Here is an 18,750-nt window from a genome sequence, read left to right on the forward strand (position 1 = left end):
ATGAAAATTATGGCACGTAGCACAGTAGATGTACCTGATGATGTTCAGATCTGGATGGGTGACGGGCGTTATAAAGAAGGCTTCTTCACCGAACTGGCGACGGATGAACTGGCGCACGGCATCAACGAAGACGTTGTCCGGGCGATTTCAGCGAAACGCAATGAGCCGGAGTGGATGCTGGAGTTTCGGCTTAACGCCTATCGGGCGTGGCTGGAAATGGAAGAACCTCACTGGCTGAAAGCCCATTACAAGGAACTGGACTATCAGGATTATAGCTATTATTCCGCGCCGTCCTGCGGCAGTTGTGATGATACCTGCGGCTCTCAGCCGGGCGCGACGCAGCAATCGGGCATTACCGACGTCAATAATTACCTGACCAGCGAAGTGGAAAACGCCTTTAATCAACTGGGGGTGCCGGTGCGGGAAGGCCAGTCGGTGGCGGTTGACGCCATTTTTGACTCCGTTTCCGTGGCGACGACCTACCGGCATGAACTGGCGGAGCAGGGGATTATTTTCTGTTCCTTCAGCGAGGCGATTCAAGAGCATCCGGAGTTGGTTCGTCAGTATCTCGGCAGCGTGGTGCCGTCGAACGACAACTTCTTTGCCGCGCTGAATGCGGCGGTGGCCTCCGACGGCACCTTTGTCTATGTGCCGAAAGGCGTGCGCTGTCCGATGGAGTTGTCCACCTATTTCCGCATTAACGCGGCGAAGACCGGGCAGTTCGAACGCACGATCCTGATTGCCGATGACGACAGCTACGTCAGCTATATTGAGGGCTGTTCGGCCCCGGTGCGCGACAGCTATCAGCTGCATGCCGCCGTGGTTGAAGTGATCATCAATAAAAACGCCGAAGTGAAATATTCCACCGTGCAGAACTGGTTTGCCGGTACGGAGGCCGAAGGCGGGATCCTGAACTTCGTGACCAAACGGGCGCTGTGCGCCGGCGAACATGCCAAGATGTCGTGGACGCAATCGGAAACCGGCTCGGCCATCACCTGGAAATATCCCAGCGTGATTTTGCGCGGCGACAATTCGGTCGGCGAGTTTTTCTCTGTGGCGCTCACCAATGGCCGTCAGCAGGCGGATACCGGAACCAAAATGATTCATATCGGTAAAAATACCCGTTCGACCATTATCGCCAAAGGGATTTCCGCCGGCCACAGTGAAAACACCTATCGCGGGCTGGTGAAGATTATGCCGAGCGCCACCAACGCGCGTAATTTCACCCAGTGCGATTCCATGCTGATTGGCAGCGATTGCGGGGCGCACACTTTCCCCTATGTGGAAGTGCGAAACAACACGGCGCAACTGGAGCATGAAGCGACGACCTCGAAGATTGGCGACGATCAGCTGTTTTACTGCCTGCAACGCGGCATCAGCGAAGATGACGCCATCTCGATGATCGTCAATGGTTTCTGTAAGGACGTTTTCTCTGAGCTGCCGCTGGAATTTGCCGTAGAGGCGCAAAAATTACTGGCGATTAGCCTGGAACATAGTGTGGGTTAATTCGTCGGCTACCGATGCTTTTCATCGGTCACGAAAATGATGAGCGTCACAAGGTGTAAGACGCCTGAAGGATAGAGCATGTTAAGTATTGAAAATTTGAAAGTCAGTGTCGAAGGCAAAGAGATCATCCAGGGTCTTAACCTCCAGGTTAAGCCGGGCGAAGTCCATGCCATTATGGGGCCGAACGGCTCAGGGAAAAGCACGCTCTCCGCTACGCTGGCGGGCCGTGAAGAGTATGAAGTGACCGACGGCTCGGTAAGTTTTAAAGGCAAGGATTTGCTGGAATTGGATCCTGAGGATCGGGCCGGTGAAGGCATTTTTATGGCGTTTCAATATCCGGTGGAAATCCCCGGCGTCAGCAACCAGTTTTTCCTGCAAACCGCGGTCAACGCCGTGCGTAAGTACCGGCAGTTGGAGCCGCTGGATCGTTTTGATTTCGCCGACTTTATTGAAGAGAAAATCCAGTTGCTGAATATGCCGGCGGACTTGCTGACCCGTTCCGTCAATGTCGGGTTCTCCGGCGGCGAAAAGAAGCGTAACGACATTTTGCAAATGGCGGCGCTGGAGCCGGATTTATGCATTCTGGATGAAACCGATTCCGGGTTGGATATCGATGCGCTGAAAATTGTCGCCAACGGGGTGAATTCGCTGCGCAACCAGCAGCGCGCCTTTATTATCGTTACGCACTATCAGCGCATTCTGGATTATATCAAGCCGGATTACGTTCACGTGCTGTATCAAGGGCGTATCGTGAAATCCGGCGATTTCTCGCTGGTGAAACAGTTGGAGGAGCAAGGCTATGGCTGGCTTACCGACCAACAATAAAACCGCTGCCAAAGCAGGCATCGAACAGAAACAGGAAAAAGCCTTACGGCAGTGGCATAACCTGTTTGAAACCTACAGTACCCGGCGATCGGCAGAGGCCCACCGGCACTGGCAGGAAGTGCTGCGCCTGGGATTGCCGCATCGCAAACATGAGCACTGGAAATATACGCCGCTGGACGGTCTGCTGGCGCACGAATTTGTTGCCGCCGGCACGCCGCAGGTTGACGACGCAACGCTGAATGCGCTGGCGCTGCCGGTCGACTGCTGGCGTCTGGTGTTTATTGACGGGGTGTTCAATGCCGAGCTTAGCGATACGCAGTGGGGGCCTTATCAGGTCGAAACCAATGGGGATCGCGGTCAGTACAAACTGCCGGCGGCAATCCAGCCGGACGTGTTTCTGCACCTGACCGAAAGCCTGGCGGTGGAAACCCTGTTGATTCGCTTGAGCGCCGGTCAACAGGCGGAAAAACCGCTGTATTTGCTGCATATCGGCAGCGGTCGGACGCCGGCGTCCGAGTTGAATACCGTGCACCACCGTCATCATCTGGACGTCGAGCGCGGCGCCGGCGCGCAGATTATCGAACATTATGTCAGTCTGGACGAACAGGCGCATTTTACCGGCGCGCGCTTGACCATCAATGCCGCGGAAAACAGCCGGGTCAGCCATATCAAACTGGCGTTTGAAGCGGCGGCCGGCTATCACTTTGCGCATAATGATTTGGTGCTGGCGCGTGATGCGCAGGTTCGCAGCCACAGCTTTTTGTTGGGCGCGGGCCTGACGCGCCACAACACCAGCGCCCAGCTTAACGGTGAAGGCACCAATCTGGTGATGAATAGCCTTATCCTGCCTGTCGGCAGCGAGGTTTGCGATACCCGCACCTATCTGGAACATAATCAGGGTTATGGTGAAAGTCGCCAGTTGCATAAAACCATTGTCAACGATCGCGCCAAAGCGGTGTTTAACGGTATGATCAAAGTCGCCCCCCACGCGCTGAAAACCGACGGTCAGATGACCAACAATAACTTGCTGCTGGGGCGGCTGGCCGAAGTGGATACCAAACCGCAGTTGGAAATCTATGCCGACGATGTGAAATGCAGTCATGGCGCCACCATCGGCCGTATGGATGATGAGCAACTGTTTTATCTGCGTTCGCGCGGCATTACCCAGCAGGATGCGCAACAGATGATTATCTTTGCTTTTGCCGCGGAACTGACGGAAGCCATTGCCGATGAATCATTAAGAGAGGTGATCTTGAAGCGTATCGCGCTGCGCCTGCCGAACGCGCAGGACGATTTATTAAAGGCAGAGCTATGAGTTATCCAATCGAACAGATTCGGGCCGATTTTCCGCTGTTGGCGACAGAAGTGAACGGGCAACCGTTGGCTTATCTGGACAGCGCCGCCAGCGCGCAAAAACCGCAGGCGGTGATCGATCGGGAACTGGCGTTTTACCAGCATGAGTATGCCGCGGTTCACCGTGGCATTCACACCCTTAGCGCACAGGCCACCAGCGCGATGGAAGCGGTGCGCGAACAGATTGCTTCGTTCATTAACGCCGCGTCGGCAGAAGAGATCGTCTTTGTGCGCGGCACGACGGAAGCCATTAACCTGGTGGCGAACAGCTATGGACGCACGTTCCTCCAGCCCGGCGACAACCTGGTTATCACCGAGATGGAGCATCACGCCAATATCGTTCCCTGGCAGATGCTGGCGCAAGCGCGCGGCATTGAAGTCCGCGTATTGCCGCTGACGGCAGAGGGGACGCTGGATGTGGCTAAGCTTCCGGCATTGCTGGACGAGCGCACCCGCCTGCTGGCCGTCACCCACATTTCCAACGTACTGGGCACCCTGAACCCGGTTAAACAGATTATCGCCCAGGCAAGAGCCGTCGGGGCGGTGGTTCTGGTGGATGGCGCCCAGTCGATTATGCATCAGCCGATTGATGTGCAGGATCTGGATTGTGACTTTTTTGCCTTTTCGGGACATAAAATCTACGGCCCATCAGGGATTGGCGTGCTGTATGGCAAAAGCGCGCTGTTACAGGCGATGCCGCCGTGGGAAGGCGGCGGAGCGATGATCCGTCAGGTTAGCCTGCGCACCGGCACCACCTACGCGGACGCCCCCTGGCGTTTTGAAGCCGGTTCGCCGAATACCGCCGGCATCATGGGGTTGGGCGCGGCGCTGAGTTACGTCACGGCGCTGGGGCGCGAGTCGATCCAGCGCTATGAATCTTCTCTGATGCGTTATGCGCTTGAAGCCTTGACCCAGGTGCCGGATCTGACGCTGTACGGGCCGGCTGAGCGGCAGGGCGTGATTGCGTTTAATCTGGGGCAGCACCATGCCTATGATGTCGGAAGTTTCCTCGATCAGTATGGAATTGCGATTCGCACCGGTCACCACTGCGCGATGCCGCTGATGGAACACTATGGTGTTTCCAGTATGTGCCGCGCGGCGCTGGCCGTTTATACTACACGCGAAGAAATTGACCGGCTGGTCGCCGGGTTGCAACGTATCCATCGATTACTGGGTAACTAACAGACGTTTTGTTGCCCGGGGAGGAAAAAATGGCAAGTCTGCCGGATCCGCAGAAATTAATCCGTAATTTTTCGCGCTGTCATAATTGGGAAGAGAAGTATCTTTATATCATTGAGCTGGGCGCCCGTCTGGAAACGCTGCCGGATGCGTGGCGGCAGGCTGAAAACTTGATTTCAGGCTGTCAAAGTCAGGTGTGGATCGTCATGGAGCGTGACGATCGCGGCCTGGTCACGCTGCATGGCGACAGCGACGCCGCCATCGTGAAGGGGCTGATTGCCGTGGTATTCAGTCTTTATCAGGGGCTGACCGCACCGGAGATCGTGGATCTGGACGTGCGTCCTTTCTTTCAGGAATTGGCATTAAGTCAGCATCTGACGCCGTCCCGCTCGCAGGGATTGGAAGCCATGCTACGGGCGATCCGGGCGCACGCGGCGCGATTATTCTAGCGTTGGCTACTCATCGGTGATCTCGACAGAAAAAGCGCCGGGTCGGCAAGCCTGGCGCTTTTTTGTTTTTATATAAGCTTAACATTCTGATATTTCAGAATTAGTCCCGTAGATTTATTTTCGGCGCAATTTTATTCTGGCGTTGATTTTGTAAAGAATTGAATATCAATACATTGATTTTTAAATCAAATATTATTTTGTTACAACAATGCTAATATAGCAGGAGCGGATACTGGTCTCTGACAAGAGAACCAGGCATCGTCTGTTAAACCGACACCAGAGCCATGATGTAGGAAACTTCGTATGAAACGCGCGTTAACTTTACTTGGTATGGTATTTGCCACGTATCTGGCAGGCAGCGCAGCCGCCAGTGCGACGGAATATCCATTGCCACCGCCAAACAGTCGTCTTATCGGTGAGAATATCGCTTATACGGTTCCCAATGACGGGCGCCCGCTGGAAGCGATTGCCGCCGATTTCAAAATTGGCTTATTGAACATGATGGAAGCCAATCCCGGAGTCGACCCTTACCTGCCGACCGCCGGTTCGATATTAACCATCCCGACGCAGATGCTGCTGCCGGATACGCCGCGCGAAGGGATCGTGGTTAACCTTGCGGAACTGCGGCTCTATTATTATCCGAAAGGCAAGAATACCGTTATCGTGTATCCCATCGGGATTGGGCAACTGGGGCGTAACACGCCATTGATGACTACCACCATCAGTGAGAAGCGGGCTAACCCGACCTGGACGCCGACGGCAAATATTCGCAAGCACTATCTTGAAGAGCAGGGTATTACGCTGCCGGCGGTTGTACCGGCGGGGCCAGATAATCCGATGGGGCTGCATGCCCTGCGTCTCGCGGCGCACGGCGGCGTTTACCTGTTGCACGGCACCAATGCCAATTTTGGTATCGGTATGCGCGTCAGTTCGGGCTGTATTCGTTTGCGGCCTGATGATATCAAGGCGCTGTTTGACAATGTGCCCACCGGTACGCGCGTACAAATCATCAATGATGCGATTAAGACCTCTGTGGAACCGGACGGTAAACGTTACATAGAAGTGCATCAGCCGTTGTCCAAGTCGGATAAAGACGATCCGCAGACAATGCCGATCGCGATTACGGCCAAAACCAAAAAATTCACCGATGCAGAAGATACCGACGCTAAAACCGTAGCCGAAGCCATCTTCCGCCGTTCCGGAATGCCGATACTGGTTAATGTCGGTCAGGACATTAATACCTATCAGGAACCCATACAGTCGGCCTCTGAGGGCGCTGAGACGCTACAGGGCGCGCCAATTACGGCTCTCTCATCGCCGGAGCCGGTTACTCACCCAGCGGCGGGGGTTCAGTAACGACAGGATTCGAAGCCATGCGGGGCGCACGCTATTCGCGCCCTGATAAACGCAAGCAATGTGAAGTGAAAATTTGCAAAAAAAATGGCGCACACTGTGCGCCATTTTCACTACTTAACCAGTTCGATTACTTTTTGTAAGTGCGAACTTGGTTGTCCAGACGCTGGTTAGCACGAGCTGCGTCGTCTTTAGCAGCCTGTACGTCAGAGCGGATTGCGTTCACGTCGTTGCTCAGCTGATCAACTTTAGCGTTCAGAGTCTGAACGTCAGAAGACAGTTGGTCAATTTTAGCGTTGCTGGAACAACCGGCCAGCAGAGTAGAACCCAGGATTACCGCGCCCAGTACCAGTTTAGTACGATTCATTATTAATACCCTCTAGATTGAGTTAATCTCCATGTAGCGTTACAAGTATTACACAAACTTTTTTCTAATGAGAATAAATTTTTGATGAGAACATGCTTAATTTTGCTTGTTCGCTCAAAGAAGCAGCGGGTTTTACAGAACAATGAAAAAAGTAAGGAAAACAGCCGCATTTCCATCGGAAAACTCTGAGCTTTTGGGCGTTGAAATGCGGTGTTAAACAAAAGCATTTATTGGGTTGCCAGAATAAGTTTGGTCACCACTGAATATAAAAAAAGCGCCGGTGACGGCGCTTTTTTAACGTTGTACGCGACGCGCTGATTTACAGGCGGTGTACCGATGCGGTATTGGTGGTGCCGCTTGGCACTAATGCGCCTGAAACCATGACCACAACGTCGCCTTCCTGAGCATAACCGCTGTTCAGAGCCGCTTCTTTACCGATACGATAGAAATCATCGGTAGAGGCGATTTCTTTTACCAGCAGCGTGTCGACGCCTTTACTCAGCAGCAACTGGCGGGCAGTCACTTCATTGGTCGTCAGCGCCAGGATCCGCGCGTTCGGGAAGTATTTACGAATGGACTTGGCGGATTTACCGCCGCTGGTGGCGACAACGATTAAAGGCGCATCCAGCTTCTCGGCGGTATCGACGGCGCCGCGGCAAACCGCTTCGGTAATGCGCAGCTTGCCGACGGTTTTGATGCTTTCCAGACGGGGTTTCATGACGGTGTCGGTGCGTTCGCAGATGGTGGCCATGATGGTCACTGATTCCAGCGGATATTTCCCTTTGGCGCTTTCGCCAGACAGCATGACGGCATCTGTGCCATCAATGATGGCGTTCGCGACGTCGCCGGCTTCCGCGCGGGTAGGGCGCGGGTTTTTGATCATCGAATCCAGCATTTGCGTCGCGGTGATAACCACTTTGCGCGCCAGATTACATTTCTCGATCATCATTTTCTGCGCGAAAATAACTTCTTCAACCGGGATCTCAACCCCCAGATCGCCACGCGCGACCATGATGCCGTCGGAAGCTTCCAGAATTTCGTCGAAATTATTCAGACCTTCCTGGTTTTCAATTTTAGAAATGATCTGAATGTGTTCGCCGCCGTGTTCTTTCAGATGCGCGCGAATTTCTTCAACGTCGGAACGTTTACGGATAAAGGAGGCGGCAACAAAGTCAACGCCTTGTTCGCAACCAAAAATCAGATCGCGTTTGTCTTTTTCCGCCAGGGCCGGCAACTGGATAGAGACGCCCGGCAGGTTAACCCCTTTGTTTTCGCCCAGATCGCCATTGTTTAACACTTTACAGACGACTTGATTGCCGTTAATGGCCGTGACTTCCATGCCGATCAAACCATCATCAACCAGTACGGTATTCCCGACGCTCAAATCTTCAGTGAAGCCCGCATAGGTAACGGCAACGCATTCCTTATTGCCAATGACGCTTTGGTCGGTGGTAAAGGTAAACGTTTGACCGGCGCTCAGAGAAACATCCGCTCCGTTTTCCAGCTTCATGGTACGGATTTCCGGCCCTTTGGTATCCAACAGAATGGCTGCCTGCTGACCGGTTTTTGCCAGCACTGCGCGCAGATTCTTGATGCGTTGACCGTGTTCAGCGTAATCCCCGTGCGAAAAGTTCAGGCGCATAACATTCATGCCGGCGTTCAGCATGTTGCTCAGCATCTCTTCTGATTCTGTTTTAGGCCCGATGGTGCAAACAATTTTTGTCTTTTTCATACGATAGCTTCTACAAGTTGTGGTGGATAAAAAAACGATTGAACCGGTGGTTGCGATAGGTTTACCGCCGGAAAGAATGTACTTGAAAACAGTCTGAAAGAGATAAGTATAATAGACGATGAAGCACATGACCGATTATCGCGCATAATCAACGGGATAAGGGCAAGCGATGCCTTTGATAATAATTTTAATGATAGTGGCACGTTACTTAGCTGAAACCATTCAATTAAAACAACGTTCCGTATTATAGTTATTAGTCAATGAGAAACAAGCTGGTTGTAGGCATCAAATTGCATATTTTGGCCGGTTTACGCAAAAAAACTGACGATTTGTGTCTTTTACCGAGCTTTGTTGCGCAACCGCCCAAAAAATCACCGCTGCGCAAGGGCGGTATCGGTAAGCTCAATACGTCATAGAGTGACATGGATCACCTTTTTCTTTAGTAATGAAAAGAAGATGTAAATAAAATGTTTCCTGTCGATCCGTATCACGTTTCTGCTTGGACAAGGTTGAGAAGAACCCGATAAGTGGCATTTACGCTACTTCAGGATAGTGACATCAGCGCGGATAAACGTATTTTTCTGGCGAAAAGTATGCGGCATTTGCCCGCAATTTCAGGACGGCTTTTACGGTTGTACGCGGGTCAGAAGGGTAAGTGAATCGGGAGGTTGCTGTTTATGATGTTAGGCGATGGAGTGTGGAAATATTTCATCGCATATTTTCAACTGATAAAAATAAAACCGCCCTTATTCGGTTGGATGAATAAAGGGCGGTTTGTATAGTCAATATTTATAATTCGGTGTTAATTAGCCCTTGCCAGGTTTTGAGCCCATAAAGCATTGAACATAACCGCCATGAGCCCCCTTGACAGTATTCCATCTAACTCCGATCCCACCAGAAACGACTTTCATTTCTTTAAGGTTCAGTTCACGCAGATTATTTTTCTTTTTCATTTTCATTTCCTCTCGATTAATAAAGATTAAGGTAAATTATATCGTTAGACCATTGCTAATGGGCTAACGATACTATTTCCAATCACTTATGCTAAATATAACTTTACGACTGAACAGCCTATAACCTCATAATCCTGATGGCGTGTAGGTTTATGGAGAGTGCTGAGCATTAAAAAATTATTTATCAGCCTTTCACAACATGTTTAGTAGGGTAAAGTTGAATGTTTACACCGTGCTTGTTTTTAATGAATTTGATTCCCACACCACCAGAAACGGCTTTCATTTCTTTAAGGTTCAGCTCACGTATACTACTTTTCTTTTTCATCCCCTATTTCCTCTCGGTTAATAAAGTATAATATAAGATGTATTTAAAAACAAAGCAAGAGGTTAAATGCGTTATTCGGTTTTTTATAAAATTATCTCATTATGAGCGTGTATCTATTTTGCGATAATTCCATATACTATATTTTCTTGGCAAAAAATAAAAAAACTAATACTTAATTCCCTAATGAATCAATCAATCATCGTCACGTGATTTATCTTAAAAAATAAAGTCCATTTATATTATTTATAGCTGAGCGGCCTGGAGATTGATTACTCTGTCTGCGGATTTTATCGTCGACTCTCGGTGCGCAATAATAATTCGTGTAATATTTAGTTGTTTAATTGCCTGGTTTACATCGTTCTCGCTTTCATTGTCCAGCGCGCTGGTCGCCTCATCCATAAACAGAATCCCTGGCTTGCGATACAGCGCACGGGCAATAAAAATACGTTGTTTCTGCCCCCCGGATAGCCCTTCGCCCAATTCGCCTATTAGCGTTTCATAGCCCATCGGCATTTCCATGATGGCGTCGTGGATGTTGCTGGCTTTGGCGCATTCCACCATCCACTCTTCATTAATCTCTTCCACAAATCCGCCGATATTTTCCATAATCGAGCCGGAAAATAACCGGTCGTCCTGCATCACGCAGCCGATCATTTTGCGATAGTTGTTTACGCCGAGTTGCCGTATATCCACGCCGTCGGTCATAACGCAGCCGGCCTCCGGTGCAAACAGTCCGCACAGCACCTTCATCAGCGTCGTTTTCCCCGTCCCGGACGGGCCGGTTATCGCCACGCTTTCACCGGGCGCTATGCTGATATTCAAACCGCTGAATACCGCTTTGGATTGACTGTCGTAGCGATAACTCAGATTACGGATTTCCAGCGATATCGGCCGCATTTCGGCTTTATAGCGGGTATCCATCTTTTGCGGTTCGCGCTGATGTAAGGCGATATCGGCGATACGCTCGTTATGCAAACTCATCATACGTAATTCGAGCAGAAAGTTGGTCAACGACGCCAGTCGTTCGGAGAACTGCTCCCTGAATACGCCGAACGCCACAAACATGCCGATGGTCATCTGATTATCAATGACCAGGCTGGTCCCCAGCCATAGAATCATCACCTGATCGCAGGAGGAAATAAAGGTATTGAGGCCGCCGAAAAGCAGGTTCATTTTAGTCACCTTAATTCCGGTGTTGATGGTGTCGATTTCCAGATTAAGCCAGTGGCTGCTTCGTCGGCCGCTCATCCCCTGCATTTTGACGGTGGCTATTCCATACAAGGTTTCCATAAAAAACGAACCGGCGCGCGCGATTCTGATCAGCGACTCTTCCGACAGTTGACGGTAGCGATCGTATGTGAATAACCGGATAAGGACGTACACTGCGCTAAATCCCAGCACTACCAGGGTCAGGCGGCCGCCGTACAGCGCCATCATTACCAGCACGCACGCCACCATAATGCCATCCATGATCGCGCCCACCAGGCTGGTGGTAAAGGTCTTGCGTAGTTTGTCCAACGAATCGAAACGGGATTGAATATCCCCTAGCTTGCGTCGTTCGAAATAGCCTAGCGGCAGGTGCAGCAAATGGTTAAATAGCCCCGCCTGCCACTGCACATTGATCAGTGTCTCCATGACCATCGACGACCAGGCGCGCATCGTGCTTACCGCGGTGCGCAGCAGAATAAAAAACAACAGACCGGCGCATATCAGCGTCAGTAAGCCGCTATCTCCCGCCGGGATGGCGTGGTCCATTACCAGTTGTGTGCCTATCGGCACCACCAAATTGATGGTTTCAATCACCACGGAAAGACAAAAAATCTTTGTCAGCGCCCCTTTGATGCCATATACGCTGCGGATCAGCGTTCCCAGGCGCACCCGGTTTTTCACCGTTTCCGCGGTAAATTGACTGCTTGGCCAGATCTCAAGCGCCACGCCGGTAAAATATTGCGACATCTCAGCCAGACCGACCGTGCGCCGGCCGCGCGCCGGATCATGGAGTACAAAACGGCGATGCGTGGCGCTCACCAGCACCACGAAGTGATTAAAATCCCAGTGCAGAATGCACGGCGTTTTCAACGCGTTGATATCATCAAGATCCAGCGACAGCGCCCGGGTGGACATGCCCAGTTGTTCGGCAATATCATTTATCCCAGTCAGAGTGGCGCCGCGCGCGGAGAGGTTGAAGCGTTGCCTTAGCGCTATCAGGTCGATGTTCTTACCATAATATCCGCATATCATCGCCAGACAGGCCAGTCCGCATTCCGATGATTCAGTCTGATGCACCAGCGGAATTCGGCGGCGCAGCTTTAAATCCAGTTTGCCGAGGAGAGTTTTGAATAAAGTCTTATCCATTTGCCGGCCCCGCAGCGCTCTGTTTCATGTCGTAGAATGGCGAAAGCATCCACTGATAAATTTTCCTTTTTTCCAAGAAGAGCGTGATCTCCGCTTTCATCCCATTCTCAAGGGGCATGTACTTGCCGTCATAACGGATAGCCTGTTTTTCCGGTTTCACAACGACTTTATAATAGGGAATGGATGCCGTTTGAGTACTTTTGGGCGCCCCCTGGTAGGTTTGCATTTCCTGTGGAGACGCCGGCGTTTTCGACACCATGGTGACCGTTGCTGCGAACTGGCCGAATTTCTCGGCGGGAAACGCTTCATAACGCACATTGACGCTGTCGCCAACGGCGATATAGGGCACCGCGTCATTGGGTGTCCAAACGACTAAATAGTAGCTTTTTATATTGTTCGGGATAATCTGCAATAAACTGTCGCCGGGATTGACCATCTGTCCGGCCGTTACGCTTAATGAATCTACTTTTCCTTCCGATGAGGCGCGAATAATGATTTCTCCGCCCATGTTGGTATTCACCAGTTCTTTTTGCAGGTCGTAGCGCTGAAGCTCCATTTGGTATATACGGTTATCGAATTCCGCCGCGTCGGTCTGAATCTGACTTTCCAGAGTGGTGATCTGTAAAGCGTTCTGTTCATTTTGGCCGCTAAGGGTTAATAAGTCATTTTGTTGTTGATAGTACAATGCTATCTGACTGCTTAATTGGTCTTTATTAATTAACCCTTTTTCCTGATACTGCTGATAGCTGTCCATGTACTGTTTGAGTTTCCTTATTCCTTCCTCTGATTGGCGGACGATCTCAGATGAGTGTTTAAATGCATTGCTATATTGTATTTTTTGTTTTTCCAATGTCTCCAGGGTGGTTCTTTTGCTTTGTTCCAGTCGTGAAATGATATTGTCGATGCGCACCAACTGGTTTTCGATATCCTGTCGTTGATTGTCACTCACTACGCCGTCGACGGTACTTTTACTAACATCAATCTGATAAACCGCATCGCCTTTTTTTATTCTCTGTCCTTCGGATACAAACTGTTTTACTACAAACCCCTGCACGCCTGAACCTATGCTGACCGTGCGCGGCCAGGTTGTTATTTCGCCGCTGACGTTAACCCGGCGCGTATAGGTGCCCTGGGTAATGAATATGATGAATATTGCGAGGAAAAGGGCGCAAAATACCATAATTATCCAGGCGGGAATAACAGAGAGCAAAATAGCTCTTCCTTGCCATTTCAATTTTTTGTTTTCTAATGCTTCCTGCCTGAACAAAAGATAATCTCCCACTGGCGAATACTAAGAAAGGCGGCGATCCTTCTTGAGATATTATCATGATTTCATTATTTCAGGAGTTGCGCAAGCATGGGGTGAAAATGAAGTTTAGTTCACTGCGGTTATTATTTATTGCCAATTAATTAATAACCATTATTCATAAGGAGCTTATAAATTTTATCATGGTACAAATATTTTTTAGTGACTCCAGAGTGTGTGATTATTAAAAACCGACATCAGCATTGCCTATGCTATGCATAAAAGACGACTAGAGCATTCGCGCGTTTACGCAAAAAATGCGCTGATTTGTCGTTTTTACGCGTTTTGTTGCGCAACAGCGTTGAGAATGACTTTCAGTCAATGACCGCCTCATACATTCAAAGGCGATATAATGTGACGCGGGTCACTATTTTAGTGAGCAATGAAAAAGAGATGTAAATAAAATGTATTATGTCGATCCGTATCACGTTTCTGTTCAGGAGCTGTTGATAAGACGATGGCAAGTGGTACCTTGACAGGCATTAAGGATTGTTACTGCGCAAGCAGGCAAGACCAGATATCCGCTCTCTCTGCGGGTGTCTGGTTTTTTTGTTTCCAGGGTATGAATGATGAAAATTGCCAAGATACTCAACAATAATGTCGTAACGGTTATCGACGAAAATAATAATGAGTCGGTTGTGATGGGCCGGGGGCTTGGTTTTAAAAAACAGACTGGCGATCGGTTGGACGAATCGCTGATTGAGCGCGTGTTTGTCATGAAAAGCGGGGAGTTGACATCGCGCCTGCGGGAACTGCTGTCGGAAATCCCGCTGGACGTGATCACCACGGCGGATAAAATCATCTTGCTGGCGAAAGAGCGTCTGCCGGGAAAATTGCAAAACAGCATCTACATTTCGTTGACGGATCACTGCCATTTCGCGATAGAGCGCCATAAGCAAGGCGTCAATATCCGCAATGTATTGCTGTGGGAAATTAAGCGGCTTTACCCGAAAGAATTTGCGGTTGGTTTAGAAGCGCTGGATATTATCGAGCAGCGTCTGGCCGTTCGTTTACCCGAGGATGAAGCCGGTTTTATTGCGTTACATTTAGTCAATGCCCAGCTTGACAGCGAAATGCCGGAAGTGATCCATATTACGAAAATCATGCAGGAGATACTGAATATTGTGAAGTATCAGTTGAACCTGGATTATGATGAACAGGCATTAAGTTATCATCGTTTCGTTACCCATTTGAAGTTTTTTGCGCAACGGCTGATCGGCAAGAATACGGTATTCAGTGATGATGAATCATTACATGATGTCATTAAAGAAAAATACCAACTTGCCTATCATTGTGCGGAGAAAATACAAAGTCATGTCGAGCAGCAATACCGCTATATATTGACCAAAGAGGAGTTGATGTTTCTGACGATCCATATTGAAAGAGTGAGAACCGAGTTGCTGGAAAAACAGTAAAACATTATGTGAGAAATTTGCTTTTCATCACATAATCACAATGATGTTGATATAATCGACTTGCATTAGCGTTACGACGGCGAATAAACTCTATTGCAGGATCGGATTTACTAAAATCAGGATTGTTACTGTAACACTGAATATGAGTGATACAGGCAAAACCTAAACCGTTTTTTTCTTAATGACCACCGTGGTGGCGAGAAAAATGGTTTGGGTTTTTTTTCGTCTCAAAAATAGCATTGGACGTCTGTAACGTCCTGATTTATCGGTGTAGTTACTGAGTGTTAAGGATAGGCAATGAAATACAAGACATTAGCCAGTGAGATACTTGAAGGTGTTGGCGGGCGCGGAAATATCAATAGCGTAATACATTGCGCGACACGGCTGCGTTTTAAATTAAAAGACGACAAAAAAGCGGATGTGGTTGCTCTTAAAAACAACCCCGGCGTTATTATGGTGGTCGAAAGCGGCGGTCAGTTTCAGGTGGTGGTAGGCAACCATGTCAGCGAGGTTTATCAGGATCTGCTTGATGTATCGGGTATAAGCGAAAACGCTAATGCGGACAATCAGGAAAGCAGTAATAAGGAAAATATCCTTTCACGCTTTATTGATATTATCGCCGGTATTTTTACTCCGTTAATGGGGGTTATGGCCGCATCCGGTTTATTAAAAGGGTTTTTAGCATTATGTCTGGCCTGTGGCTGGTTGGTGGAAAGCAGCGGAACCTATAAGCTTTTATTTTCCGCCAGCGATGCATTATTTTATTTCTTCCCTATTATTCTTGGTTATACCGCCGGTAAAAAATTTGGCGGCAATGTTTTTGTGGCGATGGCAATTGGCGGCGCGCTGGTGCATCCGACCATGATCGCTGAATTTAATGCCATGTCGGCCGCAGATTACCAGCCGCTACATTTCTTCGGTATTATTCCCATTACCTTTATTAATTACTCTTCGTCGGTTATTCCGATTATTTTCGCCGCATGGGTTTCCTGTCGGCTGGAAAAACCGCTTAACGCGATACTGCACGCCAATATCCGCAACTTCTTTACGCCAGCGTTGTGCTTGCTCATCACCGTGCCGCTGACGTTTTTAGCTATCGGCCCGGTGACCACCTGGCTGAGCCATCAGTTGGCTCATGGCTATCAGATGATCTACAGCACCAATCAAACGATTGCCGGCGGCTTTATGGGCGGCCTGTGGCAGATCTTTGTGATGTTCGGCCTGCACTGGGGATTCGTACCGTTGATGATCAACAACTTGAGCGCGCTGGGGCATGACACCCTGATTGCGGTGCTGACGCCGGCGGTGTTGGCGCAGGCGGGCGCGGCGCTGGGGGTGTCCTTACGCACTCGGGACGCGAAGCTGAAAGGCATTGCCGGTTCGGCGTTTCCGGCGGGGATATTCGGCATCACCGAACCGGCCATCTATGGCGTAAACCTGCCCCTGCGCCGTCCGTTTATCTTCGGTTGCGTCGGCGGATCGCTCGGCGGCGCCATCGCCGGCTATTTCGGCACCACACAGTACTCTTTCGGGCTGCCCAGTATCTTCGCCTTTACGCAAATGATCCCATCAACCGGGATGGATATCACCGTATGGGCGGCGATCATCGGCACGGCAGTCGCTTTTGTGTTCGCGGCGCTGGCCAGCTATCTGTTTGGCATCAAAAAAGAATCCGCACCGGAAGCCCCGGTGATTGAAGCCGCGCCGCAACCTACGGCGTTAGTCCGCCAGCAGCCGATCGGCAGCCCTATCCGTGGCGAGACGCTGCCGTTGGAACAGGTTAACGATCAGACGTTCGCCAGCGGGCTGATGGGGAAAGGCATCGCCATTAAACCGCAGGTTGGGCGCGTGGTTTCACCGATCGATGGCGTTATCGCATCGCTGTTTAAAACCAACCATGCGATCGGCCTGGCGTCTGACGATGGCGCTGAAGTGTTGATTCACGTCGGGATCGATACCGTAAAACTGAACGGTCAGTACTTCACCGCCCACGTTAAAACCGGCGATACGGTAAAGCAGGGCGATTTGCTGGTGGAGTTTGATTATCAGGCTATTGAGGCGGCGGGCTATGACACCACGACCCCCGTCATTATCACCAACAGCGACGACTACATTGATGTGGTGCCTGTAGCGGAAAACACCGTGCAGGAACAGGCGCCTTTATTAACGTTAGTGCGTTGAGAAACGAACATTTAATACCCGAATTGGGGAGGAGAGTAGAGATGAGTCATCGTTTTCCTGACGGTTTTTTATGGGGCGGCGCGATTGCGGCTAACCAGGTAGAGGGCGCTTATTTAACGGACGGTAAAGGATTATCCACCTCAGATTTGCAACCGCAGGGCGTTTTCGGCGAGGTTGTGGAGAGAACCGAGGGCGACAGCGGAATAAAGGACGTGGCGATCGATTTTTATCACCGCTATCCGGAAGATATCGCCCTGTTTGCCGAAATGGGCTTTAAGTGTCTGCGCACGTCGATCGCCTGGACGCGAATTTTCCCACAAGGCGATGAGGAAACGCCAAACGAAGCCGGGCTGGCATTTTATGACCGTCTGTTTGATGAGATGGCGAAATACGGCATTCAACCATTAGTTACCCTGTCACATTATGAAATGCCATACGGCCTGGTGAAAAACTATGGCGGCTGGGGCGATCGTCAGGTAATCGCCTTCTTTGAACGCTATGCGCGTACGGTATTCCAGCGTTTTCAGCACAAGGTTAAATATTGGCTGACGTTTAACGAAATCAATGTGTCGCTGCACGCGCCGTTTACCGGCGTCGGTTTGCCGGAAGAAGAGAGTGATAAGGCAACCATTTATCAGGCGATCCACCACCAACTGGTGGCCAGCGCGAAAGCGGTCAAAGCCTGTCATGAAATTATTCCCGACGCCAAAATCGGCAACATGTTATTGGGCGGGTTGCTGTATCCGTTGAGCTGTAAACCCGCCGATGTGCTGGAAACGTTGCAACAGAATAGAGAGTGGATGTTCTTTGGCGATGTCCAGGCGCGCGGCGGCTATCCGGCTTATATGAAGCGTTTCTTTAAACAGCACGCCATTGAGTTGCAGATAACCGATGACGATCGTGCGGCGCTTAAAGAAACCGTGGATTTCATCTCCTTCAGCTATTACATGACCGGCTGCGTGACGGCGGATGATGAGATTAACCAAAAGGCGCGCGGCAATATCCTGAATATGGTGCCGAATCCGCATCTGGAAAGTTCGGAATGGGGCTGGCAGATCGATCCTGAAGGGCTGCGCATCCTACTGAATGTGCTGTATGACCGTTATCAGAAACCGTTGTTCATCGTCGAGAACGGGTTAGGCGCCAAAGACCGGCTTGAAAGCGATGGCAGCATCAACGATGACTATCGTATTCAGTACCTTAACGACCATCTGGTTCAGGTCGGCGAAGCGCTGGAAGACGGCGTTGAGGTGCTGGGATATACCTGCTGGGGACCGATCGATTTGGTGAGCGCATCGAAAGCGGAAATGTCGAAGCGTTATGGTTTTATCTATGTCGATCGCGACGATCGGGGTAATGGCACGTTAGAGCGGAAGAAAAAGAAAAGTTTTTACTGGTATCGCGATGTGATTAACAGCAACGGTAACACCCTTAAACAGGGGTGATTTTAC

The 18,750-nt window shown here is 50.2% G+C and carries 15 protein-coding genes; 9 read left to right on the plus strand and 6 right to left on the minus strand.

Going from position 1 to position 18,750, the window contains the following annotated elements:
- Positions 1–9: 9 nt before the first annotated feature.
- The 6 genes from sufB to HOY33_RS05875 all read left to right on the plus strand — a co-directional run bounded on the left by sufB (position 10) and on the right by HOY33_RS05875 (position 6,668).
- Positions 10–1,506 carry a Fe-S cluster assembly protein SufB gene (sufB, locus tag HOY33_RS05850; RefSeq protein WP_172289264.1) on the plus strand — a complete coding sequence of 499 codons (1,497 nt, stop codon included), beginning with the start codon at positions 10–12 and terminating at the stop codon, positions 1,504–1,506.
- Positions 1,507–1,584: 78 nt separating this feature from the next.
- Positions 1,585–2,331 (plus strand): Fe-S cluster assembly ATPase SufC, encoded by a 747-nt coding sequence (sufC, locus tag HOY33_RS05855; RefSeq protein WP_172289265.1) that lies wholly within the window; start codon positions 1,585–1,587, stop codon positions 2,329–2,331.
- The gene (sufD, locus tag HOY33_RS05860) at positions 2,306–3,646 is read left to right on the plus strand and encodes a Fe-S cluster assembly protein SufD (protein WP_172289266.1); all 1,341 of its coding nucleotides are present in this window, start codon (positions 2,306–2,308) and stop codon (positions 3,644–3,646) included. Before sufC ends, sufD begins: the two co-directional genes overlap by 26 nt.
- Positions 3,643–4,866, plus strand: a complete 1,224-nt coding sequence (sufS, locus tag HOY33_RS05865; protein WP_172289267.1) for a cysteine desulfurase SufS — start codon at positions 3,643–3,645, stop codon at positions 4,864–4,866. The genes sufD and sufS overlap by 4 nt, the downstream gene beginning before the upstream one ends.
- 29 nt (positions 4,867–4,895) lie before the next feature.
- Positions 4,896–5,312 carry a cysteine desulfuration protein SufE gene (gene sufE / locus HOY33_RS05870; RefSeq protein ID WP_172289268.1) on the plus strand — a complete coding sequence of 139 codons (417 nt, stop codon included), beginning with the start codon at positions 4,896–4,898 and terminating at the stop codon, positions 5,310–5,312.
- Positions 5,313–5,615: 303 nt separating this feature from the next.
- Positions 5,616–6,668: a L,D-transpeptidase family protein gene (locus tag HOY33_RS05875; protein ID WP_172289269.1), complete on the plus strand. Its 1,053-nt coding sequence runs from the start codon at positions 5,616–5,618 to the stop codon at positions 6,666–6,668.
- A 127-nt stretch (positions 6,669–6,795) separates the two neighbouring features.
- Here the strand turns inward: HOY33_RS05875 and HOY33_RS05880 are convergent, their stop codons facing one another.
- The 6 genes from HOY33_RS05880 to HOY33_RS05905 all read right to left on the minus strand — a co-directional run bounded on the left by HOY33_RS05880 (position 6,796) and on the right by HOY33_RS05905 (position 13,664).
- On the minus strand, positions 6,796–7,032 hold the full coding sequence (locus HOY33_RS05880; RefSeq protein WP_005970385.1) for a major outer membrane lipoprotein: 237 nt from the start codon (positions 7,030–7,032) through the stop codon (positions 6,796–6,798).
- 319 nt (positions 7,033–7,351) lie between these two features.
- Positions 7,352–8,764 carry a pyruvate kinase PykF gene (gene pykF / locus HOY33_RS05885; RefSeq protein ID WP_172289270.1) on the minus strand — a complete coding sequence of 471 codons (1,413 nt, stop codon included), beginning with the start codon at positions 8,762–8,764 and terminating at the stop codon, positions 7,352–7,354.
- Between the two features lie 806 nt (positions 8,765–9,570).
- Positions 9,571–9,717, minus strand: coding sequence for a hypothetical protein (locus HOY33_RS05890; RefSeq protein ID WP_172289271.1), 147 nt, complete (start codon positions 9,715–9,717; stop codon positions 9,571–9,573).
- 184 nt (positions 9,718–9,901) lie between these two features.
- Positions 9,902–10,042 (minus strand): hypothetical protein, encoded by a 141-nt coding sequence (locus HOY33_RS05895; RefSeq protein ID WP_172289272.1) that lies wholly within the window; start codon positions 10,040–10,042, stop codon positions 9,902–9,904.
- 243 nt (positions 10,043–10,285) lie between these two features.
- Positions 10,286–12,397 (minus strand): peptidase domain-containing ABC transporter, encoded by a 2,112-nt coding sequence (locus tag HOY33_RS05900; RefSeq protein ID WP_172289273.1) that lies wholly within the window; start codon positions 12,395–12,397, stop codon positions 10,286–10,288.
- Entirely contained in the window at positions 12,390–13,664 is a 1,275-nt protein-coding gene (locus HOY33_RS05905; RefSeq protein ID WP_172289274.1) for an HlyD family secretion protein, read from the minus strand. Before HOY33_RS05905 ends, HOY33_RS05900 begins: the two co-directional genes overlap by 8 nt.
- 608 nt (positions 13,665–14,272) lie before the next feature.
- On the opposite strand from HOY33_RS05905, the gene licT reads away from it, so the two are divergent.
- The 3 genes from licT (at position 14,273) to HOY33_RS05920 (ending at position 18,744) form a co-directional block, all read left to right on the plus strand.
- On the plus strand, positions 14,273–15,118 hold the full coding sequence (licT, locus tag HOY33_RS05910; RefSeq protein ID WP_172289465.1) for a BglG family transcription antiterminator LicT: 846 nt from the start codon (positions 14,273–14,275) through the stop codon (positions 15,116–15,118).
- Positions 15,119–15,415: 297 nt separating this feature from the next.
- The gene (gene bglF / locus HOY33_RS05915) at positions 15,416–17,299 is read left to right on the plus strand and encodes a PTS beta-glucoside transporter subunit IIABC (RefSeq protein ID WP_172289275.1); all 1,884 of its coding nucleotides are present in this window, start codon (positions 15,416–15,418) and stop codon (positions 17,297–17,299) included.
- Positions 17,300–17,340: 41 nt separating this feature from the next.
- Positions 17,341–18,744, plus strand: a complete 1,404-nt coding sequence (locus HOY33_RS05920; RefSeq protein ID WP_172289276.1) for a glycoside hydrolase family 1 protein — start codon at positions 17,341–17,343, stop codon at positions 18,742–18,744.
- Positions 18,745–18,750 lie beyond the last annotated feature (6 nt).

It is taken from the genome of Brenneria sp. hezel4-2-4 (genome assembly GCF_013155275.1).
In the GTDB taxonomy this organism is placed as follows: Bacteria; Pseudomonadota; Gammaproteobacteria; order Enterobacterales; family Enterobacteriaceae; genus Brenneria.

Bases quoted from the DNA above. Each gene is read 5' to 3' on its own strand.
- sufB (WP_172289264.1), top strand. From the start codon at position 10: ATGGCACGTAGCACAGTAGATGTACCTGATGATGTTCAGATCTGGATG.
- sufC (WP_172289265.1), top strand. From the start codon at position 1,585: ATGTTAAGTATTGAAAATTTGAAAGTCAGTGTCGAAGGCAAAGAGATC.
- sufD (WP_172289266.1), top strand. From the start codon at position 2,306: ATGGCTGGCTTACCGACCAACAATAAAACCGCTGCCAAAGCAGGCATC.
- sufS (WP_172289267.1), top strand. From the start codon at position 3,643: ATGAGTTATCCAATCGAACAGATTCGGGCCGATTTTCCGCTGTTGGCG.
- sufE (WP_172289268.1), top strand. From the start codon at position 4,896: ATGGCAAGTCTGCCGGATCCGCAGAAATTAATCCGTAATTTTTCGCGC.
- HOY33_RS05875 (WP_172289269.1), top strand. From the start codon at position 5,616: ATGAAACGCGCGTTAACTTTACTTGGTATGGTATTTGCCACGTATCTG.
- HOY33_RS05880 (WP_005970385.1), bottom strand. From the start codon at position 7,032: ATGAATCGTACTAAACTGGTACTGGGCGCGGTAATCCTGGGTTCTACT.
- pykF (WP_172289270.1), bottom strand. From the start codon at position 8,764: ATGAAAAAGACAAAAATTGTTTGCACCATCGGGCCTAAAACAGAATCA.
- HOY33_RS05890 (WP_172289271.1), bottom strand. From the start codon at position 9,717: ATGAAAAAGAAAAATAATCTGCGTGAACTGAACCTTAAAGAAATGAAA.
- HOY33_RS05895 (WP_172289272.1), bottom strand. From the start codon at position 10,042: ATGAAAAAGAAAAGTAGTATACGTGAGCTGAACCTTAAAGAAATGAAA.
- HOY33_RS05900 (WP_172289273.1), bottom strand. From the start codon at position 12,397: ATGGATAAGACTTTATTCAAAACTCTCCTCGGCAAACTGGATTTAAAG.
- licT (WP_172289465.1), top strand. From the start codon at position 14,273: ATGAAAATTGCCAAGATACTCAACAATAATGTCGTAACGGTTATCGAC.
- bglF (WP_172289275.1), top strand. From the start codon at position 15,416: ATGAAATACAAGACATTAGCCAGTGAGATACTTGAAGGTGTTGGCGGG.
- HOY33_RS05920 (WP_172289276.1), top strand. From the start codon at position 17,341: ATGAGTCATCGTTTTCCTGACGGTTTTTTATGGGGCGGCGCGATTGCG.